The organism is Pseudomonas sp. GW531-T4, assembly GCF_017349615.1.
GTDB lineage: Bacteria > Pseudomonadota > Gammaproteobacteria > Pseudomonadales > Pseudomonadaceae > Aquipseudomonas > Aquipseudomonas chlororaphis_I.
This window is the reverse complement of record NZ_JACMZT010000044.1, coordinates 33,885-54,450: the sequence shown is the minus strand read 5'-3', so window position 1 is coordinate 54,450 and position 20,566 is coordinate 33,885. Positions and strand designations below refer to the sequence as shown.

Sequence of the window (20,566 nt, the reverse complement as noted above, 5' to 3'; positions counted from 1 at the left end):
GACGTACGGCGCGTAGTCCGGCAGTACCGCCTCGACCTTGCCTTGTTCCTTGAGGAACGCCGCGGTGTCGGTGATGGCCTTGGTGGTCGGCGCGCCAAGGCTGATGACCTGGTCGGCCGCCAGTGGGTAGACGTTGCCCTGCAACAGCAGCGGAATGTCGCTGGCCTTGGCGCCGGAGAGTTTCACCAGCTTGTCGACGTTGCTCTGCTCAGCCAGCCAGGCTTTTGGGTCCTTGCGGTAATCGGCGTAGGCGTCGAGGGTCACCTTGGCGAAGGCGGTGACGATTTGCGGATGCTTCTCGGCGAAGTCCTTGCGCACGATCCAGGCATCGAAGGTCGGCGCGCCGAACTGGGCCAGTTCGCCGGAGGTGATCAGCACCTTGCCGTTCTCCTTGGCCACGCCCAGCGCCGGGTCCCAGACGTAGGTGGCGTCGATGTCGCCGCGTTTCCAGGCGGCGATGATCGCCGGTGGCGCCAGGTTGAGAATCTGTACTTTTGCCGGGTCGATTTTCCAGTGCTTGAGCGCAGCCAGCAGGCTGTAGTGGCCGGTGGAAACGAAGGGCACGGCGACTTTCTTGCCGACCAGGTCCTGGGGCGTCTTGATCCCGGATCCGTCGCGGGCCACCAGGGCCTCGGCGGCGCCGATCTGGGTGGCGATAAGGAAGGTTTCCACCGGCACCTTGCGGGTGATCGCAGCGGTCAGCGGGCTGGAGCCGAGGTAGCCGATCTGCACGTCACCCGAAGCGATGGCGGCGATGATGTCGGCGCCGTTGTCGAACTTGCGCCAGTCGATCTTGGCCTGGGTGACCTTTTCATAGGTGCCGTCGGCCTGGGCGACTTTCGCTGGATCGACGGTGGTCTGGTAGGCGACGGTGACGTCGGCTGCCTGGGCGAAGAAGCTCGCGGTGGCCAGGGACACGGCCGCCAGGAGGCGGAGGGGAAGGTGCAGTTTCATCATGAAGCTCCTCAACAGGCGGCCAAGTGTGGACGTGGTAGGAGACTAAATGATCTAAGAATCTAAAAATAAATAACTTTTTAGAATTAGCTTAAAAGAGGAATCTTCTAAAGAAAGCGCTTTTTGAAGGGGAGCGCTTTGCGCTCCATCGCGAGCAAGCTCGCTCCTACGCATTGATCTTGTGTAGGAGCGAGGCTTGCCCGCGATAAGCGCCGCAGACGCTTAGTTGCTGATCGCCAGGATACTCGCCTGATACGAGCCGACAAATACGTCGAAATCGCCGACTTCGTTCTGTTCCAGCTCGGCCTGTTGCAGCAGGGAGTTGCGCGCCGCTTCTTCGAAACGCGCCTGGTCTTCCTTGCTCAGGGACTCGCTGCGGAAGAACTCGGCATGGGCCAGGCTCTGGCGCAGGGAGAACTGGCTGAAGCTTTCCTTGTGTTCCTGCATGGCGGCCAGGACCTGGGCCGAAGGCGTCAGGGACGAATCCTTGACCTTGGCCAGCTGGGCGTCCAGCGCCTTGCTATGGGCGTCGCTGCCGTGGCTGCGGTCGAGCAGGGCGGCCAGCGGCGCGATCTTTTCCAGCAGTTCGCCGGCCCATTCCTTGAGGTCCACCAACTGTCCCTGGCGCAGCAGGTGCAGGCCCGGGCGACGACCTTCCTTGACCACCTTGAGGAAGTTCGAGGTGGCGTTGCCGCACTCGTTGTTCTCCAGCAGCGGGCTTTCGTTGAGCGCGCAATACAGCAGGAAGGCGTCGAGGAAACGGGCTTCCTGCACGTCGATGCCCATCGGCAGGAACGGGTTGATGTCCAGGCAACGGACTTCGACGTACTGGATGCCGCGAGCCATCAGCGCCTGGATCGGCCGCTCGCCGGTGTAGGTCACGCGTTTCGGGCGGATGTTGGAGTAGTACTCGTTTTCGATCTGCAGGATGTTGGTGTTGAGCTGGACCCACTCACCGTCCTGGTGGGTGCCGATCTCCACATAAGGCGCGTACGGCGTGGCGACGGCCTTGCGCAGGCTGTCGGTGTAGCTGTTCAGGTCGTTGTAGCAAGGGGTCAGGCCGGCCTGGGCGTTGCTCTGGTAGCCCAGGTCGCTCATGCGCAGGCTGGTGGCGTACGGCAGGTACAGGGTCTCGGCGTCCAGCTGTTCCAGCTGGTGCGCGCGACCGCGCAAGAAGCCTGCGTCCAGCGCCGGCGAGGCGCCGAACAGGTACATCAGCAGCCAGCTGTAGCGGCGGAAGTTGCGGATCAGCGCGATGTACGCCGACGACTGATAGTCGCGGTCGCTGCCGACGAAGCCTTCGGCCTGCTTGAGCAGCGGCCAGAGCTGCTCCGGCAGGGAAAAGTTGTAGTGGATCCCGGCGATGCACTGCATGGTCTTGCCGTAACGCAGGGCCAGGCCCTTGCGGTACACATACTTGAGCTGGCCGATGTTGGAGGTGCCGTAATAGGCGATCGGGATGTCTTCCTCGGCCGGCAACGGGCACGGCATCGATGGACTCCACAGGTACTCGTTGCCGAGCTTGCTGTAGGCGAAACGGTGAATCTTGTCGAGGCTGGCCAGGGTGTCCGCCGGATCGGGCAGGGCTGGGGTGATGAACTCCAGCAGCGACTCGGAATAGTCGGTGGTGATCTGTTCGTTGGTCAGCGCGGAACCCAGTTCTTCCGGGTGCGGAGTCTGGGCCAGACGCGCTTCGCCGGTCACGCGCAGGCATTCGCGCTCGATACCGTGCAGGCACTGCTCGAGCAGAGAGAGGTTAGCGCGCTCGCCGAGCAGAGCCAGGCGGCGGTTGAGAAGTTCGCTCAAGTTGGATTCCTTCACGCGTCAGTCGCCCCAATATGGGGGTGGGCAGGACGGTCTACAAGGGTGAAGTTGAAACTGGCGTTTTCGCCTGGTCGTTGAGCCGGCATGGCCCGATTTTGCAAGCACCACACTTCATCCCTGAATCTGGCTTTAGCGCAGGCAGAAAACTCCGACGCCGCTTTCGCAGCGCCGAAATTAACTCAAATCGATGACGGGGAGCTAGGTCTGTCGATGTTCGAAGGCGGGCCGCGTCGCTAGCGGATGAATTGGCGTCGCGGCTGTCACCAAAGGGTTCCTCAGAGGACCGCGAAGGTGCCTTGTGCCTTGGCGACCAGTTTGTCGCCTTGCATCACATCGGCCTCGACCACCAGGGTGCGGCGACCCGGGTGGAGCACCCGGGCGTGGCAGATCACGTCGCCCTCGGCGACGGCGCGGATGTAGTTGATCTTGCACTCGATGGTCGCGCTCTGCTGGTCGAAGCCGTGGGAGCTGGAACAAGCCAGCCCCATGGCGATATCGACCAGGCTGAAGATCGCCCCGCCGTGCAGCTTCTGGCCACGATTGCGCAACTGCGGCGTCAGCGTCAGGGCGACGTCGGCTTCACCGACCTCCAGGCGCTGCAGACGGCAGCCGAGCAGTTGGCTGAACGCGCTTTCGGTCAAGCCGGCCGGGATCTCCATCAGCGTTTCTTCAACTGCTTGGCGTTGGCGAACAGCGAGGCCATGGCGTTGTTGGTCGGGGCCGCTGCCACGCTTTCCTTGCGCGGGGCGCTGTTGCCCGACGCGCGCGGCGCCGAGCCTGGACGCGAACCACGAGCGCCGTCGATCTTCTCGCCCGGGGTGTCGCTCATGCGCATCGACAGGCCGACGCGTTTGCGCGGAATGTCGACTTCCATGACCTTGACCTTGACCACGTCGCCGGCCTTCACCGCTTCACGCGGGTCCTTGATGAACTTCTCCGACAGTGCCGAGATGTGCACCAGGCCGTCCTGGTGCACGCCGATGTCGACGAAGGCACCGAAGTTGGTGACGTTGGTCACCACGCCTTCGAGGATCATCCCCAGTTGCAGGTCCTTGAGGTCTTCGACGCCTTCCTGGAACTCGGCGGTCTTGAACTCGGGGCGCGGGTCGCGGCCGGGCTTGTCCAGTTCCTGGAGGATGTCGGTGACGGTCGGCAGGCCGAAGGTCTCGTCGGTGAACTTCTTCGGATCCAGGCGCTTGAGGAAGCCGCTGTCGCCGATCAGCGAGCGGATGTCGCGGTCGGTCTCGGCGGCGATGCGCTGCACCAGCGGGTAGGCCTCCGGGTGCACCGCGGACGCGTCCAGCGGGTTGTCGCCGTTCATCACGCGCAGGAAGCCGGCGGCCTGTTCGAAGGTCTTTTCACCCAGGCGGGCGACCTTCTTCAGCGCGGCGCGGGTCTTGAACGCACCGTTTTCATCGCGGTGGCTGACGATGTTCTGCGCCAGGGTGGTGTTGAGGCCGGAGATCCGCGCCAGCAGGGCCACCGAGGCGGTATTGACGTCCACGCCGACGGCGTTCACGCAGTCCTCGACCACCGCATCCAGGCCACGGGCCAGCTTCAGCTGCGACACGTCGTGCTGGTACTGGCCGACGCCGATGGATTTCGGATCGATCTTCACCAGCTCGGCCAGCGGGTCCTGCAGGCGGCGGGCGATGGACACCGCGCCACGGATCGATACGTCGAGGTCGGGGAATTCCTTGGCCGCCAGTTCCGACGCCGAGTACACCGAAGCACCGGCCTCGGAGACCATGACCTTGGTCATGCGCATGGCCGGGTATTTCTTGATCAGCTCTGCGGCCAGCTTGTCGGTTTCCCGGCTGGCGGTGCCGTTGCCGATGGCGATCAGGTCCACCGAGTGCTTGGCGCACAGCGCGGCCAGCACGGCGATGGTCTGGTCCCACTTGTTGTGCGGGACGTGCGGGTAAACGGTGGCGTGGTCCAGCAGCTTGCCAGTGGCATCCACCACCGCGACCTTGCAGCCGGTACGCAGGCCCGGGTCGAGGCCCAGGGTCGCGCGCGGGCCGGCCGGAGCGGCCAGCAGCAGGTCGTGCAGGTTGTGGGCGAAGACGTTGATCGCCTCGGTTTCCGCGTTGTCGCGCAGCTCGCCCAGCAGGTCGGTTTCCAGGTGGGTGTAGAGCTTGACCTTCCAGGTCCAGCGCACCACTTCGCCGAGCCATTTGTCCGCCGGGCGGTTCTGGTTCTGGATGCCGACGTGTTGGCCGATCATGCCCTCGCACGGGTGCATGGTGCCCGGCAGTTCGTCGCCGACTTTCAGCGCGGAGCTGAGGATGCCTTCGTTGCGGCCACGGAAAATCGCCAGGGCGCGGTGCGACGGCATGCTCTTCAGCGGTTCGTCGTGTTCGAAGTAATCGCGGAACTTGGCGCCTTCCTCTTCCTTGCCGGCGATCACGCGGGCACTGAGGGTGGCTTCCTGCTTGAGGAAATTACGCAGTTTGTCCAGCAGGCTGGCGTCTTCGGCGAAGCGCTCCATGAGGATGTACTTGGCGCCTTCGAGGGCGGCCTTCACATCGGCCACGCCTTTTTCCGCGTCGACGAAGCGTGCGGCTTCGCTTTCCGGGGTCAGGCTCGGGTCGTTGAACAGGCCGTCCGCCAGTTCGCCAAGGCCGGCTTCCAGGGCGATCTGGCCCTTGGTGCGGCGCTTTTGCTTGTACGGCAGGTAGAGGTCTTCGAGGCGGGTCTTGGTATCGGCGAGCTTGATGTCGCGGGCCAGCTCCGGGGTCAGCTTGCCCTGCTCCTCGATGCTGGCGAGGATGCTGATGCGCCGTTCGTCGAGTTCTCGCAGGTAGCGCAGGCGCTCTTCCAGATGACGCAGTTGGGTGTCATCGAGGCTGCCGGTCACTTCCTTACGGTAGCGGGCGATGAAGGGCACGGTGGAGCCTTCATCCAATAGAGCGACGGCCGCTTCGACCTGTTGTGGGCGTACACCGAGTTCCTCGGCAATGCGGCTGTTGATGCTGTCCATAAAACCACCTGACAAATTGTGAAAGCAGGCTCGCCGGCACGGAAAATTGGGCTCGGCGAGTCTGGTTGAGCGGCCTGGCGTGCGCCGCTGCCTGGATCAAAAGGCTGCCTGTTGACCCGTGAAATCGAACAATTACTGCCTGGCCGGGAAAAATAAAAAGTGGCCACGGGCGATAACGATCAGACGTTGCCTGACACAAAAGGCGGCGCATTATAACCAGCGTTCCAGTCTTCGGGGGGATCGGCCCGGTGGCGGCCGACGGCGGGTTTTCTGGCGGTTGAGGAAAAATCTGCTAACAATGCACACGGTGCGTATAACGGCAGCTACGCCATAATGCGCACCGAGATAAAAGGAGCATCTGATGAGCAGCACTGCACAAACTGCCGAAGGCGAAAAAATTCTTATTGTTGACGACGACCCGGGGCTGAGCAGCCTGCTGGAGCGCTTCTTCGTCAGCAAGGGCTACCGTGCCCGCGCGGTTCCCAACACCGAGCAGATGGACCGTCTGCTGGGTCGCGAAGTCTTCAACCTGGTCGTCCTCGACCTGATGCTGCCTGGCGAAGACGGCCTGACCGCGTGCCGCCGCCTGCGCAGTGCGAACAACCAGATTCCGATCATCATGCTCACCGCCAAGGGCGACGAGCTGAGCCGCATCAAGGGCCTGGAACTGGGTGCCGACGATTACCTGGCCAAGCCGTTCAACCCCGACGAACTGATGGCGCGGGTCAAGGCCGTGCTGCGTCGCCAGTCGGCGCCGGTGCCGGGTGCGCCGGGCAGCGAAGACGAAAACGTCACCTTCGGCGACTACGAGCTGTCCCTGGCCACCCGCGAGCTCAAGCGCGGCGCCGAAGTGCACATGCTCACCACCGGTGAGTTCGCGGTGCTCAAGGCCCTGGTGATGAACGCTCGCCAGCCGCTGACCCGCGACAAGCTGATGAACCTGGCCCGTGGCCGCGAGTGGGATGCCCTGGAGCGTTCCATCGACGTGCAGATTTCCCGCCTGCGCCGGATGATTGAGCCGGATCCGTCCAAGCCGCGTTATATCCAGACGGTCTGGGGTGTGGGTTATGTGTTCGTGCCGGATGGCACCACCACCAAGTGACCGATGATTTGTAGGAGCGAGCGCGACTCGCTCCTGCAAAGCGTGTAATGGCTGTTTATGAAAACCCCGCTGTGGTTCCCGCAAAGCTTCTTCTCCCGCACCCTCTGGCTGGTGCTGATCGTGGTGCTGTTCTCCAAGGCGCTGACCCTGGTTTATCTGCTGATGAACGAGGACGTGCTGGTGGACCGCCAGTACAGCCACGGCGTGGCCCTGACCCTGCGCGCCTATTGGGCCGCCGACGAATCCAACCGCGACCAGATCGCCGAGGCCGCCGGGCTGATCAAGGTGGTCGGCAGCGGTGTGCCGGCGGGCGAGCAGCATTGGCCCTATAGCGAGATTTATCAGCGGCAGATGCAGGCCGAATTGGGCGCCGACACTGAAGTGCGCCTGCGCATGCACGCCCCGCCGGCGCTCTGGGTGCGCGCGCCGAGCCTGGGTGATGGCTGGCTGAAAGTGCCGCTGTATCCGCATCCGTTGCGGGGGCAGAAGATCTGGAGCGTGCTCGGCTGGTTCCTCGCGATCGGCCTGTTGTCCACGGCTTCGGCATGGATCTTTGTCAGCCAGCTCAACCAGCCCCTCAAGCGCCTGGTCTACGCCGCCCGGCAACTGGGCCAGGGGCGTAGCGTACGCCTGCCGATCAGTGACACGCCGAGCGAGATGACCGAGGTGTACCGCGCCTTCAACCAGATGGCCGAGGATGTGGAACAGGCCGGGCGCGAACGCGAGCTGATGCTGGCGGGGGTGTCCCACGACCTGCGCACGCCGTTGACTCGCCTGCGCCTGTCGCTGGAGCTGATGGGCAGCCACAACGACCTGACCGACGACATGGTCCGCGACATCGAAGACATGGACGCGATTCTCGACCAGTTCCTGGCCTTTATCCGCGACGGCCGCGATGAGTCGGTGGAGGAGGTCGATCTCAGCGACCTGGTGCGTGAAGTGGCGGCGCCCTACAACCAGAACGACGAAAAGGTGCGCCTGCGCCTGGAGCCGATCCCGCCGTTCCCGTTGCGCCGGGTATCGATGAAGCGCTTGTTGAACAACCTGATCGGCAACGCGTTGAACCACGCGGGGACGGAAGTCGAAGTGGCGGCCTATGTCTCGGGCGATACCAGCGCGCCTTATGTGGTGCTGAGTGTGATGGACCGTGGCGCGGGCATCGACCCGTCGGAGCTGGAGGCGATCTTCAACCCCTTCACCCGCGGCGACCGTGCCCGGGGCGGCAAGGGCACCGGCCTGGGCCTGGCCATCGTCAAGCGGATCGCCTCGATGCACGGCGGCAATGTCGAACTGCGCAACCGCGCCGATGGCGGCCTGGAAGCGCGGGTGCGCTTGCCATTGGGGTTGTTGTTGCCCAGGGATGCGGTTTGAAGGCAGCTACAAGCGGCAAGCTACAAGCTGCAAGTGAGGAGTCGCTTTTCTCTTGCAGCTAAAAGCTTGCCGCTGCCCTTAACCCTTGCCCTTGGTCCGGGTCATGTTCGGGCCACCGTTTTTCTCGATGTGCTCGATGATGATCCCCGCCACGTTCTTGCCGGTGGTGGTCTCGATACCTTCCAGGCCTGGCGAGGAATTCACTTCCATCACCAGCGGCCCGTGGTTCGAACGCAGGATATCCACGCCCGCCACGCTCAGGCCCATGACCTTGGCCGCGCGCAGGGCGGTCATGCGTTCTTCCGGAGTGATCTTGATCAGGCTGGCGCTGCCGCCACGGTGCAGGTTGGAGCGGAACTCGCCGGGCTTGGCCTGGCGTTTCATCGCGGCAATCACCTTGTCGCCGACCACGAAGCAGCGGATGTCGGCGCCGCCGGCTTCCTTGATGTACTCCTGGACCATGATGTTCTGCTTCAGGCCCATGAAGGCCTCGATCACCGACTCGGCCGCCGTGGCGGTTTCGCACAGCACCACGCCTATGCCCTGGGTGCCTTCCAGCACCTTGATCACCAGCGGCGCGCCGTTGACCATCTCGATCAGGTCGGGAATGTCGTCCGGCGAGTGGGCGAAGCCGGTCACCGGCAGGCCGATGCCGCGTCGGGACAGCAGTTGCAGGGAGCGCAGTTTGTCTCGCGAGCGGGCGATGGCCACCGACTCGTTGAGCGGGAACACACCCATCATTTCAAACTGGCGCAGCACCGCGCAGCCATAGAAGGTCACCGAGGCGCCGATCCGTGGAATCACCGCGTCGAAACCCTCCAGCGGCTTGCCGCGGTAATGGATCTGCGGTTTGTGACTGGCAATGTTCATATAGGCGCGCAGGGTGTCGACCACCACCATTTCATGGCCACGCTCGGTGCCGGCTTCGACCAGGCGACGAGTGGAATACAGACGCGGGTTACGCGACAGCACAGCGATCTTCATGCAACACCTGTGGCAGAGGTAGTGGACACCGGGAACACCGGTTTGTCTTGAACGTATTTGATCCCCGGGTTGACCACCAACTGGCCATCGATCAGGGCTTTGGAACCGAGCAGCAGGCGATAGCGCATGGCCTTGCGGCAGGCGAGGGTGAACTCCACCCGCCAGACCCGATCGCCGAGCGCCAGGGTGGTACTGATCACGTAGCGCACCTGCGCCTGGCCGTTGGAACTCTTGATGGTTTTCATCGCCACCAGCGGCGCTTCGCAACGCCGGTGACGCAACTGCACCACGCTGCCCAGGTGCGCGTTGAAGCGCACCCACTGCTCACCGTCGCGCTCGAACGGCTCGATTTCGGTGGCATGCAGGCTGGAGGTGCTGGCGCCGGTATCGATCTTGGCGCGCAGGCCGGCGACTCCCAAATCCGGAAGCGCCACCCACTCGCGCAGACCCACGACGGTCAAATGGTCAAATGTCTTCAAATGTGCTCAACCGCTGAGGAACCCGCTCGTACCGTCAAGCGGCCGAATTCGCGGTATTCACGCAGAATAATGGGTAAAAGGCGACAGATATCTAGGCCCGGCTCCACAGCTCCCGGACGGGCTGCCGCAGAGCCTCGCATTCTAAACCGAGCCATCGCAATTCATGGCACGAGAGAAACGGTAGTACAGTTCGAAAATATTTCAGAATGAGGAAATGCCATGGCACAAAAAGCCGAAGACGACGACAAGGTCCGTCTGGACAAATGGCTGTGGGCGGCGCGCTTCTACAAGACTCGCGCCCTGGCCAAGGCCGCCATCGAAAGCGGCAAGGTGCATCACCGGGGCGAGCGCTGCAAACCGGGAAAGGAGCCGAGGATCGGCGACGAGTATGAGATACGCACCGGTTTCGACGAGCGCACCGTGGTGGTCCAGGCCCTGTCGATCGTGCGCCGTGGGGCGCCGGAGGCGCAGGCTCTCTATACGGAAACCGAAGCCAGCATCGCCAAGCGGGAAAACGCCGCCGCCCTGCGCAAGGCCGGCGCCCTGGGTGTGAGCACCGATGGCAAGCCGACCAAGAAACAGCGGCGCGACCTGTTCAAGTTCCACAGCCACGAATAAGCTCCCTGTAGGAGCGAGGCTTGTCCGCGATCAGTTGCGAAGCAGCGGTTGCAGCCCTCTCACTATTCCCTGGAGGGCGCATCGTCTGCATTCAATCACCGGCAAGCCGGCGCCTACTCAGGCCGTAGCCCGCACCACGCTCAGGCGCGACAGCAACGGCAGCTTGCCCAGCAGGTTGAACAGCGGATTGGTCACCTGCAACAGGAAGTTCGAAGCCTTGGCCGCATACGGGGTGTAGTAGCCCCAGCCGAGCGCCCAGACCGCCAGCAGCACGCCGCCGATATAGTCGTCCTGGCCCCAGTGCGCGCCGGCCACCAGCCGCGGCATCATAAACAGCAGGGTCAGGCCCCATATCACCAGGAGCTGGCCGACGCCGCGGCTGAACACGCTCATGAACAGTGCCCAGATCAGCAGCACCGAGGCGTGGTCGCCGGGGAAGCTCTGGCTGGAACGGTCCTTGAGCTCCCAGGTTTTTTCCCAGTGCGGGAAATAGTCGCTCATGTGCACGGCATCCTGGAGCATCATCGACGGGCTGTCGTGTTGCCAGCCCATGGCGTCGGCGAGCCTGGAGAACAACAAGCGGATAATCAGCATCAGGACCAGGATCGACAGGAAGCCGAAAAACGCCCGGCGCACGTCCACGGCCTTGAACACCCAGTCACCGCGGATCAACAGGGTCAGCAGGATCAGCCCGACTATCGCGTCAAAAGGCCTGAGGCTGGCCACGGCCCAGATATGCAGCCAGGTGGAGTTGCTCGCAAGGGGAGCATTCAGCAGGCGGAACAGCCATTCGTCGAACATTACACAAAGCATCTGCCCGCTTGGCCATAACCAGAAACCCAGCAGCGCCAGAGGGAGCAAATTGCACAACACTAGCTTGCCGAGGTTCCACCTTGCTTGGAACAAACCCGGATTGTTCATAAAATGCCTCCAATGGCAGAAAATCGCGCACCGTAACAGTGCAAAAAACGCAATTTTCATATCTTGTAACCATTTTGTCATCACTTCAGATACCCAAACCTATGACTCATTTGCCGGATACCGACTTCACCCAACGCTTCATCTTCGATGACAGCGACGCCCGCGGCGAGCTGGTGGCGTTGGAGCGCAGCTATGCCGAAGTCCTCGCCAAACACGCTTACCCGGAGCCGGTCGCGCAACTGCTCGGCGAGCTGATGGCGGCGGCCGCGCTGCTGGTCGGCACGCTGAAGTTCGATGGCTTGCTGATCCTCCAGGCCCGTTCCGAAGGCCCGGTGCCTTTGCTGATGATCGAGTGCTCCAGCGAGCGCGAGATCCGTGGTCTGGCCCGCTATGACGCGGAGCAGATCGCCCCGGACGCGACCCTGGCCGACCTGATGCCCAATGGCGTGCTGGCCCTGACCGTCGACCCGACCCACGGCCAGCGTTACCAGGGCATCGTCGACCTGGACGGCGCGACCCTGTCGGAATGCTTCACCAACTACTTCGTCATGTCCCAGCAGGTCGGTACCCGTTTCTGGCTGCACGCCGACGGTCGTCGCGCCCGTGGCCTGCTGCTGCAGCAACTGCCGGCCGACCGCCTCAAGGATGAAGAAGAACGCGCCGCCAGCTGGCAGCACATCACCGCGCTGGGCAGCACCCTGACCGCCGACGAACTGCTGAGCCTGGACAACGAAACCGTGCTCCATCGCCTCTACCACGAAGAAGCCGTGCGCCTGTTCGATGTGCAGCCGTTGCGCTTCCGTTGCAGCTGCTCGCGGGAACGCTCGGGCAATGCACTGGTCAGTCTGGGTCTGGAAGATGCGCAGAAGCTGGTGGTCGAACACGGCGGCAGCATCGAGATCGATTGCCAGTTCTGCAACGAGCGCTACCTGTTCGATGCGGCCGATATCAGCCAATTGTTCGCCGGAGCGGGTGTCGAGTCGCCGTCAGATACTCGTCACTAAAACGGTTCAGCGCAGGTAAATCACCTGGCAAGCGCCGGATTAACGCCGTTCTGACGGGAGGGCCCTACTCTTTTTGGGCTTTTCTGGCATAATCCGGCGCACTTTTTTCGCGGTAGTAGTGCACGACTTTCTACTACAAAACGTTTGGAGCACTCGGCCACTGGCCGACGGGGAACCTCATGACGCAAGCCAATAACGCCGTGTACACCGATCTGAGTGTTGATGATCTGGTCAAAGAAGCCCTGAACCGCGGTGAAGGCGAGCTTGCCGATACCGGCGCGCTGGTTGTTCGTACCGGTCACCGTACCGGCCGTTCGCCAGTCGATCGTTTCATCGTTGAAGAGCCGAGCACCCAGGACGCTATCGCCTGGGGCCCGATCAACCGCAAGTTCCCGGCCGACAAGTTCGATGCCCTGTGGGCTCGCGTCGAGGCATTCAACAACGCGCAAGAGCATTTTGTTTCCCATGTGCATGTAGGTGCTTCCGACGAGCACTACCTGGCCGTGAAGATGACCACCCAGACTGCCTGGCAGAACCTGTTCGGTCGTTGCCTGTTCATCAACCCGGCCCAGTACAACCCGGCTGGCCGTGATGAGTGGCAGGTGCTCAACGTTGCCAACTTCGAATGCGTTCCAGAGCGTGACGGCACCAACTCCGACGGTTGCGTGATCCTCAACTTCGCTCAGAAGAAAGTGCTGATCGCTGGCATGCGCTACGCCGGTGAAATGAAAAAAGCCATGTTCTCGGTGCAGAACTTCCTGCTGCCGGCCGCCGACGTGCTGCCGATGCACTGCGCCGCCAACATCGGCGAAGAGGGCGATGTGACCCTGTTCTTCGGTCTGTCCGGTACCGGCAAGACCACCCTGTCCGCCGATGAAAGCCGTTACCTGATCGGTGACGACGAGCACGGCTGGGGCGAGGGCGTGGTGTTCAACATCGAAGGCGGCTGCTATGCCAAGTGCATCGACCTGTCCGAGAAGAACGAGCCGGTCATCTGGAAAGCCATCAAGCACGGCGCAGTGCTGGAAAACGTTGTGCTGGACGACGCCAAGAAGGCCGACTACGCCGACGGCAGCCTGACCCAGAACAGCCGCGCCGCCTACCCGCTGGAGCACGTCGAGAAGCGTTCCGAGAAAAACCTCGGTGGCGAGCCGAACGCCGTGATCTTCCTGACCTGCGACCTGACCGGCGTACTGCCGCCAGTATCGATCCTCAGCGAAGAACAAGCTGCCTACCACTTCCTGTCCGGCTACACCGCTCTGGTGGGCTCGACCGAAATGGGTTCGGGCGCTGGTATCAAGTCGACCTTCTCCACCTGCTTTGGCGCACCGTTCTTCCCGCGTCCGGCCGGCGTTTACGCAGAGCTGCTGATCAAGCGCATCCGCGGCTTCGGCTCCAAGGTCTACCTGGTCAACACCGGCTGGACCGGCGGTGGCTACGGCGTTGGCAAGCGCTTCAATATCCCGACCACCCGTGGCGTGATCGCGGCCATCCAGAGCGGCGCTCTGGTCGGTGCCGAGACCGAGCACCTGGACACCATCAACCTGGACGTGCCACTGGCCGTTCCAGGCGTCGAAACCGGCCTGCTCAACCCACGCAACACCTGGGCTGACAAAGCCGCCTACGACGAAGCCGCCAAGGCCCTGGCCGGCCTGTTCATCGAGAACTTCAAGAAGTTCGACGTGAGCGACGCCATCAAGGCTGCTGGTCCGAAGCTGTAAGCATCGGGTAAGTGGTTCAAGAAGCCGCCCTTTGGGGCGGCTTTTTTGTGGGCGTCATTCAGTCCCGTTCAAATTCCAGGCGGCTTGTTCGAGCGGCTCAATAAGCCTGATTCGACGCGACGTGTAAGGTAAATCCTGGTGTCCTGTGCAGACAGTTCAGGGCCAATCGCCTGGCCTGAGCGAAAAAGAAAAGTCGCTCGACCAGCTCGGATTTGCCTGACAGCCAAGGTCCCCTCGCACTGGTTAACGTGAGATCCCCCGGTTGAAGACCGGGGTTTCCCAGGCGACCGAGCAAAGGACTATGGCCCGCAACAAGGATGTGCCCCAGGTATGGCAGCACCACGATGCTGACGGCGGTGGTTATCGTCGCCTGCGCGATATGACGGCGAGTGAATTGGCCGAGCGTGACGATGCGCAGCAGGGTTACGAGCAGATGCTCGCTCGCCAGCAGGCCTATGAAGAGCGGCTGGCGACTACACAGGTGGAATCGCAACCAATGCCCGTCGGTTGCGTATTTGCCAAGTCTTGCAAGCTGCCGAACGCAATCATCGACTACGTCACCCCGACGGGCTTCATACCCACTGATTCGGTGGCGAATTACGGCGCGTTGACGCTGCTGGGCGGTCGAGAGGTCGAGGCGGGTGGGTGCGTGGCCCTCAAGCGCATCAGCGGCGCGCTGCCGGCCAATCTCGGTACCTTGACCCTGGGTGGTGTCTCCGCGGCGGCTGGTACCACCGGCAGTGGCCTGGGGCTGATCTCCTCGGGCGTGGCGGCCGGTGCGTTGCTGGGGCTGGTGGCTTTGCTCGCTCCATCGAGCCTGGGTGATGGCGCGCTGTACAGCGAAGAGCAGCTACGCAATCTCAAGCAAGCTCGCACCCGGCTACGCCTGCGAGTTGAACAGCAGGCCGATGGCAGTCTCAAGGGCTACGGTTTCAACACCCAGGGGCGCCGCGAGTGGGAAATGATTCCGGTGGCTGAGTTTGAGGTTCGTGATGAGCAGCAAGTGGCCGATCTGGGGGATGGCATCACCCTTATCTGGACCCCAGCTGTGGACCCTTCGAGCACCATAGGGATACCACCGCTGGAAGCGGCGCCACAGACACCTCCGATCTGGATTTTTCCGCCGACTGAGGCGGCGGAGCGGATCATCGTGAGTCCGATTTATCCGCCGGAGTATCGGGATTTTATTCTGGTGTTTCCGGTGGGGTCGGGTGTACAGCCGCTGTATGTAGTTTTGAGTGTTTCTGACCATAAATATCACCCCACTCCTCAAGGTTTGCTCCCGGCTTTCCCTGATGCTGTGCGGGTCCGGTCTAAGACGCCCGTAACTGGGGGTGGTGGACTACGTCCGCGTTGGGTTGATAGGGCGGGTAATATTTATGAGTGGGATCGTCAGCATGGCACTCTTGAGAAATACAACAAGCGCGGAAGGCATCAAGGCGAGTTTGATTACGTTACAGGTAAGCAAACAAAAGATGCAGATAAGGGAAGGAGAGTAGAACCATGATGTTCTCGGTAATGGGCTTTGAGCCTGGAAAGGATGAACTGACATTTGAAGTATCTATTAATGTGTCTGTCGACGAACTGGCTCCAGTCATGGGGTGGACAGGAGCCAGTGACTGTATTGGTGCCGACTTTCGATTAACGGCTGCTCAGATTGTTGAAATTGAGCAATTGTGTTCAGTGAGTTTTCCTGAAGGGATGGATCTCTATCTAGCGTCATCAGATGGAAGTAATGGTTCTTGAGAGCTGTTGGACATTCACCTATGACGCCCCAAAAAGTGAATGCGCTTGTATTCCATTTCGAAAAGGTAAGCGAATACCCAGCAGGCTCCGATCTGATTTTTTACCCAGAGAATGGTGCCGATGACTCGTCCGAAGGCATCACACGGCTAGTGAAGGAGTGGCGGGCGGCTAATGGTTTGCCCGGTTTCAAATCGGTGTGAAAGGTTTTGTCATCCCCCCGCTCCCCGGCAAGTTTCAGGGATTCCCGTAGACACCAGCATTTCCCTATGGATTAACAAGCAAACCCCAAAAAAACTGTGTATGGTGCGCGCCAAATCTGCCGGGTACCCTTGGGTGCCAACTTCATACACTTAAAGGGAATTAGGTATGCGCTTGTTTCGCGTGACTTCGATTTTTTCGTTGTGGGCATTGGCGTTTTCGGTGACGGCGCAGCAGCTGCCGGTCGAGGTGCTGAGTGCGGTAGTCAAGGACCAGAAGATCGCCGACGCCGAAGTGCTGGTGCAGCGTAATGGCGCACAGAGCGTGGTTGGCCGTACCAATGCTCAAGGCCAGGTGACCCTGACCACCGACTTCGCCGATGACCCCAGCAACCTGCTGATCATCAAGAAGCCCGGCTACTCCAACCTGGTGGTCAAGTGCCCGTGCAGCGGCATGACCTACGCCATCAGCCCGGTGATGCAGAATCTCGACGGTCTGCGCGTGGTGCTGACTTGGGGCGCTACCCCTAGCGATCTCGATTCGCACATGATTTTCCCGGGCAACAACATCTACTTCCGCAACCAGCAAGGCGAAGATGCCCACCTGGACGTCGACGATATCGACGGCTACGGCCCGGAAACCATCACCCTGGAAAAGAAACACTACGGCGAAAGCTATGTGTACGCGGTGCATGACTACAGCAACCAGACCCGCCCGGAGTCCCGTCAGCTTGCCGCCAGCCAGGCCAAGGTGTTCGTGTACATGGGCCAGTCGCTGGTGCGCACCTACTACGTGCCGCAGGACCGCAGCGGTAACCTGTGGACCGTGTTCCGCATGACCGGCAATGGCGACTTCCAGGACATCAACACCCTCAGCGGCGTGACCGTCGACGCGCAGGACGTGTTGAACGAAGTGTCGCCGTTGCTCGACGACAAAGTGGAAGTTGCCGCCGTTGCCGTCAGCAGCAGCGCACAAGCCGATGCGAAAACCCTGAACCGCAAGGGCGAAGAGGCTTACCACGCCGGTAACCTGCAGCAAGCCATCGACTTCTACCGTCAGGCCATCGAGCTGAACAACGGCTACGGTCAGGCCTACAGCAACCTCGGCCTGGCCTATCAGAAAGCCGGCAATACCGCCGAATCGATCTGGGCCAACCGCAAGGCCATTGCTCTGGCCAGCGGCAGCTCGGCGGCCACCGTGCGCGCCAGTTCCTACTACAACATCGCGCGCATCTACGAAGCGGCCGGCCAGTTCGCCGATGCCCTGCGTCACTATCAGTTGGCCAAGCAGCAGAAGGCTAACCCGGTGTACGACAAAGCCATCGAGCGTGTGCAAAACCGCTGATTCACGGGTGTTGATCTGACCCCCATAACGCGCCGTCCCACGGCGCGTTATGCATTTATGGAGGTTGTTATGCGGGTTCTGGTTGTTGCGTTGATGTTGTCCCTGTGGACGGCCGTTGCCCAGGCTGCCGGCCCGATGGTGTTCGCCACCATCGATCGCAGTAGCTGGCCGGGTTCGTTGGCCACGCAAGCGGGCTTCGATACCGCCTCGCGCGCGGAAATCCTGATGTTCGGCAAGGCCCTGCTGGCCAGCGAGGCGCTGGACGATGTCAGTCTCAAGCAGCGCCTGGGCGTCAAGGCGCTGGACCATCATTCGGTCGAGCAAGTGCGCGAGCGTTTCTGGATACGCCTGCTCAGCAGTTATCACAGCGCCAGCCAGGACTGTGAAGGCGCCGCCTTCTGTCCGCTGGTGCGTAACCTGGATGACTTGCGGCAACTGGCCCAGGGCTTCACCGGAACGGTCAGCCCGGCCTATGACGCGTGGGCCCAGGCGAGCCGCCAGTTTCATGAGCAGTACCTGAACGAACAGCTGCGCCTGGCGGCCTTGTTCCCGAAGATCAGCAGTGAGATCGAACGTTTCGACAGCGCCGAGCTGATGGGCGACGAGTTGGCGGACCGGCAGTTTCTGCTGACCTTCGACGACGGCCCGACGGCCGCGGGCGGCCATACCGATACGCTGGCCAATGTGCTGCGGGCCAACGATCTGCATGGCCTGTTCTTCGTGCTGGGCGAGCCGTTCCAGGCGCGTCTGCGCAAGTCCTCGCCGGCGCAAATGCGTGAGTTGTACAGCGGCCAGTGCGTTGCCTTGCATGGTTGGGCGCACAAGTCCCACAGCGCCTGGAGCGAATGGCAGCAGTCCATCACCCGTTCCGCGACCCTGGTGCGCGGCACGTTGCCGGATGATTACCAGCCGCTGTTCCGTCCGCCTTATGGTCAGCGTTCGAGTGACAGTGCGGCGTTCTTCAAGGCACAGGGCATCAAGGTGATGCTCTGGGGCATCGACTCCCAGGACTGGAGCAAGAGCCTCAGCGCCAGCGCGGCGAGCCAGCGGGTGCAGACCCTGATGCTGCTGTGGCGCCGGGGGATCATTTTGTTCCACGACATTCACAACAAGGCGCCTGCTGCAGTGCCGACGCTGATCGCCGCCAACAAGAGCAATGGCGTGAAGTGGGTGGATTGCCGCGCGACGCGGTAAGAACACGACTTTTATCGCGAGCCATCGGCTGCCTGGTGGTTCGCGATACACCCTGAAAAACTCCGCATAACCCCAGCCGGACAGCATTCTGCGCCTCCCTGTATCATCCCGTATCCTTTCTTCCCCGACCTTTTCCCGACCCTGTGCCAGTCTGCAAGGCACGTCAGCGGTCAAAGGAGTGACAGCTCATGCACGACACCCTCGAACAGGTCTTCGGTTATCCACAGTTTCGTCCCGGCCAGGAGGCGGCGGTCAGCGCGGTACTGGCCGGGCGCTCGGCGGCGGCGATCTTTCCCACGGGCTCCGGCAAGTCCCTGTGTTACCAGTTGCCGGCCTTGCTGCTGCCGCACCTGACCCTGGTGGTCTCGCCGCTGCTGGCGCTGATGCAGGACCAGCTGGCGTTCCTCCAGCGGCACGGCATCGCCGCGGCGAGCATCGATTCGGCGCAGAGCCGCGACGACGCCAACGAGGTCATGGCGCGGGCGCGCTCCGGTGAACTGAAGATCCTGATGATCTCGGTGGAGCGCCTGAAGAACGAGCGCTTTCGCAACTTCCTGCAGCAGGTGCGGATCTCCCTGCTGGTGGTGGACGAAGCGCACTGCATCTCCGAATGGGGCCATAACTTTCGCCCCGACTACCTCAAGCTGCCGGACTATCAGCGCCAGTTCAACATTCCCCAGGCACTGCTGCTGACCGCTACCGCCACGCCCAAGGTGATCGCCGACATGCAGGCGAAATTCGCCATCGCCGGGCAGGATGTGGTGACCACCGGTTTCTATCGGCCCAACCTCAACCTGCTGGTGGAACCGGTGCGCGGCCAGGACAAGCGCCGGCGCCTGGTGCAGTGGATGAGCGAGCGTCCCGGGCAGCCGAGCATCGTCTATGTCACCTTGCAGAAAACCGCCGAGCACATCGCCGAGCATCTGAGTCGCCACGGCATCCAGGCCCAGGCCTATCACGCCGGTCTGCCCCATGAGCAGCGCGAGGCCATCCAGCGTCAGTTCATGGCTGGCCAGTCCAATTGCATCGTCGCCACCATCGCTTTCGGCATGGGCATCGACAAGAGCGACATCCGTAACGTGGTGCATTTCGACCTGCCCAAATCCATCGAGAACTACAGCCAGGAAATCGGCCGCGCCGGGCGTGATGGCCAACCTTCGGACTGCCTGGTGCTGGCTAACCGCGACAGCCTCAACGTGCTGGAAAACTTCGTCTACGGCGACACGCCGGAGCTGGAAGGCATTCGTTGTGTACTGGACGAGTTGCAGGGGGCGGCGCCCGACGGGCAGTGGGAGTTCCTGTTGGGGCCGCTGGCGGACCAGAGCAACATTCGTCAGCTGCCGCTCAAGACCTTGCTGGTGCAGTTGGAGCTGCGTGGGCTGATCGCGCCGCGTTACGCCTACTTCGCCGAATACCGCTTCAAGTTCCTCGAGGAACCGCAGGTGCTGCTGGCGCGTTTCGAGGGTGAGCGCCGAGAGTTCGTGGCGGCGATCATCGAGACCTCCAGCCGTGCCCGGACCTGGGCCACGGTGAATTTCGACGCGCTGTATCAGCAACATCAGGCCGAGCGTAACCGGGTGGTGAAGGCCCTGGACTACTTCCAGGAAAAGGGCTGGGTCGAGCTGGAAAGCAAGCAGATGACCGAGGTCTACAACCTGCTGGAGACGGGCTTCGATGCCGCGATCCTGAGCCAGCAGTTGCACGCCTATTTCAAGCAGCACGAAAGCAGCGAGATCGCGCGGATCCACGCGATGCTCGCGCTGTTCGCCACCGAACAGTGCCTGGGGTATCGCCTGGCGCAGTATTTCGGCGATGACCAGGCACCGCAGCGGTGCGGGCATTGCTCGGTGTGTCACGGTCAGGTGGCTCGCTTGCCGGAGCCGCCAGCCTTGCCCGCGCTTGTGGATAAAAACTTCGAAGCGCTGTGCGGTGAATTTATCCACAGGCACCAACAGCACAGCGGCACGGTTCCAGGGGCGGAACGGTTGACGCGTTTCCTCTGTGGGATCAGCGTGCCGCTGTTCACCAAGCTCAAGGCGCGGTCGATCCAGGGTTTTGCGGTACTCGAGGATTACCCCTACGCCGAAGTGCGCGATTGGGCTGAACATCACCTTCAGGGTTGA

General features: G+C 62.1%; 17 protein-coding genes and 1 pseudogene. 11 read left to right on the top strand and 7 right to left on the bottom strand.

Annotated features, from left to right (window positions below):
- From tauA to J4D28_RS25890, 4 genes are all read right to left on the bottom strand, one after another.
- The coding region (gene tauA, locus J4D28_RS25905; protein ID WP_207246474.1) for a taurine ABC transporter substrate-binding protein at positions 1-954 on the bottom strand (954 nt) is incomplete at its 3' end.
- A 222-nt stretch (positions 955-1,176) separates the two neighbouring features.
- Positions 1,177-2,760 (bottom strand): glutamate--cysteine ligase, encoded by a 1,584-nt coding sequence (gene gshA, locus J4D28_RS25900; RefSeq protein WP_009046458.1) that lies wholly within the window; start codon positions 2,758-2,760, stop codon positions 1,177-1,179.
- 293 nt (positions 2,761-3,053) lie between these two features.
- Entirely contained in the window at positions 3,054-3,437 is a 384-nt protein-coding gene (locus J4D28_RS25895; protein WP_009046459.1) for a PaaI family thioesterase, read from the bottom strand.
- Positions 3,437-5,761 carry a Tex family protein gene (locus tag J4D28_RS25890; RefSeq protein ID WP_103331253.1) on the bottom strand — a complete coding sequence of 775 codons (2,325 nt, stop codon included), beginning with the start codon at positions 5,759-5,761 and terminating at the stop codon, positions 3,437-3,439. Before J4D28_RS25890 ends, J4D28_RS25895 begins: the two co-directional genes overlap by 1 nt.
- A 361-nt stretch (positions 5,762-6,122) precedes the next feature.
- On the opposite strand from J4D28_RS25890, the gene ompR reads away from it, so the two are divergent.
- Both ompR and J4D28_RS25880 read left to right on the top strand, forming a co-directional pair.
- Positions 6,123-6,863 (top strand): two-component system response regulator OmpR, encoded by a 741-nt coding sequence (gene ompR / locus J4D28_RS25885; protein ID WP_007925257.1) that lies wholly within the window; start codon positions 6,123-6,125, stop codon positions 6,861-6,863.
- 57 nt (positions 6,864-6,920) lie between these two features.
- Positions 6,921-8,234: an ATP-binding protein gene (locus J4D28_RS25880; protein ID WP_009041700.1), complete on the top strand. Its 1,314-nt coding sequence runs from the start codon at positions 6,921-6,923 to the stop codon at positions 8,232-8,234.
- A 78-nt stretch (positions 8,235-8,312) separates the two neighbouring features.
- Here J4D28_RS25880 and rimK read toward each other — a convergent pair whose 3' ends face one another.
- Positions 8,313-9,218, bottom strand: a complete 906-nt coding sequence (rimK, locus tag J4D28_RS25875; RefSeq protein ID WP_007931744.1) for a 30S ribosomal protein S6--L-glutamate ligase — start codon at positions 9,216-9,218, stop codon at positions 8,313-8,315.
- Positions 9,215-9,697, bottom strand: a complete 483-nt coding sequence (locus tag J4D28_RS25870) for an ATP-dependent zinc protease (protein ID WP_007931742.1) — start codon at positions 9,695-9,697, stop codon at positions 9,215-9,217. The genes rimK and J4D28_RS25870 overlap by 4 nt, the downstream gene beginning before the upstream one ends.
- Positions 9,698-9,916: 219 nt before the next feature.
- Here J4D28_RS25870 and J4D28_RS25865 point away from each other — a divergent pair, with 219 nt between their 5' ends.
- Complete coding sequence (locus J4D28_RS25865; RefSeq protein ID WP_009046461.1) at positions 9,917-10,315, top strand: RNA-binding S4 domain-containing protein; 399 nt, start codon at positions 9,917-9,919, stop codon at positions 10,313-10,315.
- Positions 10,316-10,432: 117 nt separating this feature from the next.
- Here J4D28_RS25865 and J4D28_RS25860 read toward each other — a convergent pair whose 3' ends face one another.
- Entirely contained in the window at positions 10,433-11,236 is an 804-nt protein-coding gene (locus J4D28_RS25860; RefSeq protein WP_016702568.1) for a phosphatase PAP2 family protein, read from the bottom strand.
- Positions 11,237-11,337: 101 nt separating this feature from the next.
- On the opposite strand from J4D28_RS25860, the gene hslO reads away from it, so the two are divergent.
- From hslO to J4D28_RS25820, 8 genes and pseudogenes are all read left to right on the top strand, one after another.
- The gene (gene hslO, locus J4D28_RS25855) at positions 11,338-12,240 is read left to right on the top strand and encodes an Hsp33 family molecular chaperone HslO (RefSeq protein WP_007931739.1); all 903 of its coding nucleotides are present in this window, start codon (positions 11,338-11,340) and stop codon (positions 12,238-12,240) included.
- Between the two features lie 179 nt (positions 12,241-12,419).
- Entirely contained in the window at positions 12,420-13,961 is a 1,542-nt protein-coding gene (locus J4D28_RS25850; RefSeq protein WP_009046463.1) for a phosphoenolpyruvate carboxykinase, read from the top strand.
- A gap of 301 nt (positions 13,962-14,262) precedes the next feature.
- The gene (locus J4D28_RS25845; protein WP_038636412.1) at positions 14,263-15,468 is read left to right on the top strand and encodes a colicin E3/pyocin S6 family cytotoxin; all 1,206 of its coding nucleotides are present in this window, start codon (positions 14,263-14,265) and stop codon (positions 15,466-15,468) included.
- Positions 15,465-15,707, top strand: a complete 243-nt coding sequence (locus J4D28_RS25840) for a hypothetical protein (RefSeq protein WP_080577941.1) — start codon at positions 15,465-15,467, stop codon at positions 15,705-15,707. The genes J4D28_RS25845 and J4D28_RS25840 overlap by 4 nt, the downstream gene beginning before the upstream one ends.
- A gap of 23 nt (positions 15,708-15,730) precedes the next feature.
- Positions 15,731-15,907: pseudogene (locus tag J4D28_RS25835) on the top strand (bacteriocin immunity protein); the annotation flags it as partial.
- A gap of 166 nt (positions 15,908-16,073) precedes the next feature.
- Positions 16,074-17,249 (top strand): tetratricopeptide repeat protein, encoded by a 1,176-nt coding sequence (locus J4D28_RS25830; protein ID WP_009046468.1) that lies wholly within the window; start codon positions 16,074-16,076, stop codon positions 17,247-17,249.
- A gap of 69 nt (positions 17,250-17,318) precedes the next feature.
- Positions 17,319-18,443, top strand: coding sequence for a polysaccharide deacetylase family protein (locus J4D28_RS25825; protein ID WP_009046469.1), 1,125 nt, complete (start codon positions 17,319-17,321; stop codon positions 18,441-18,443).
- 188 nt (positions 18,444-18,631) lie between these two features.
- Complete coding sequence (locus J4D28_RS25820; protein WP_028683838.1) at positions 18,632-20,566, top strand: ATP-dependent DNA helicase RecQ; 1,935 nt, start codon at positions 18,632-18,634, stop codon at positions 20,564-20,566.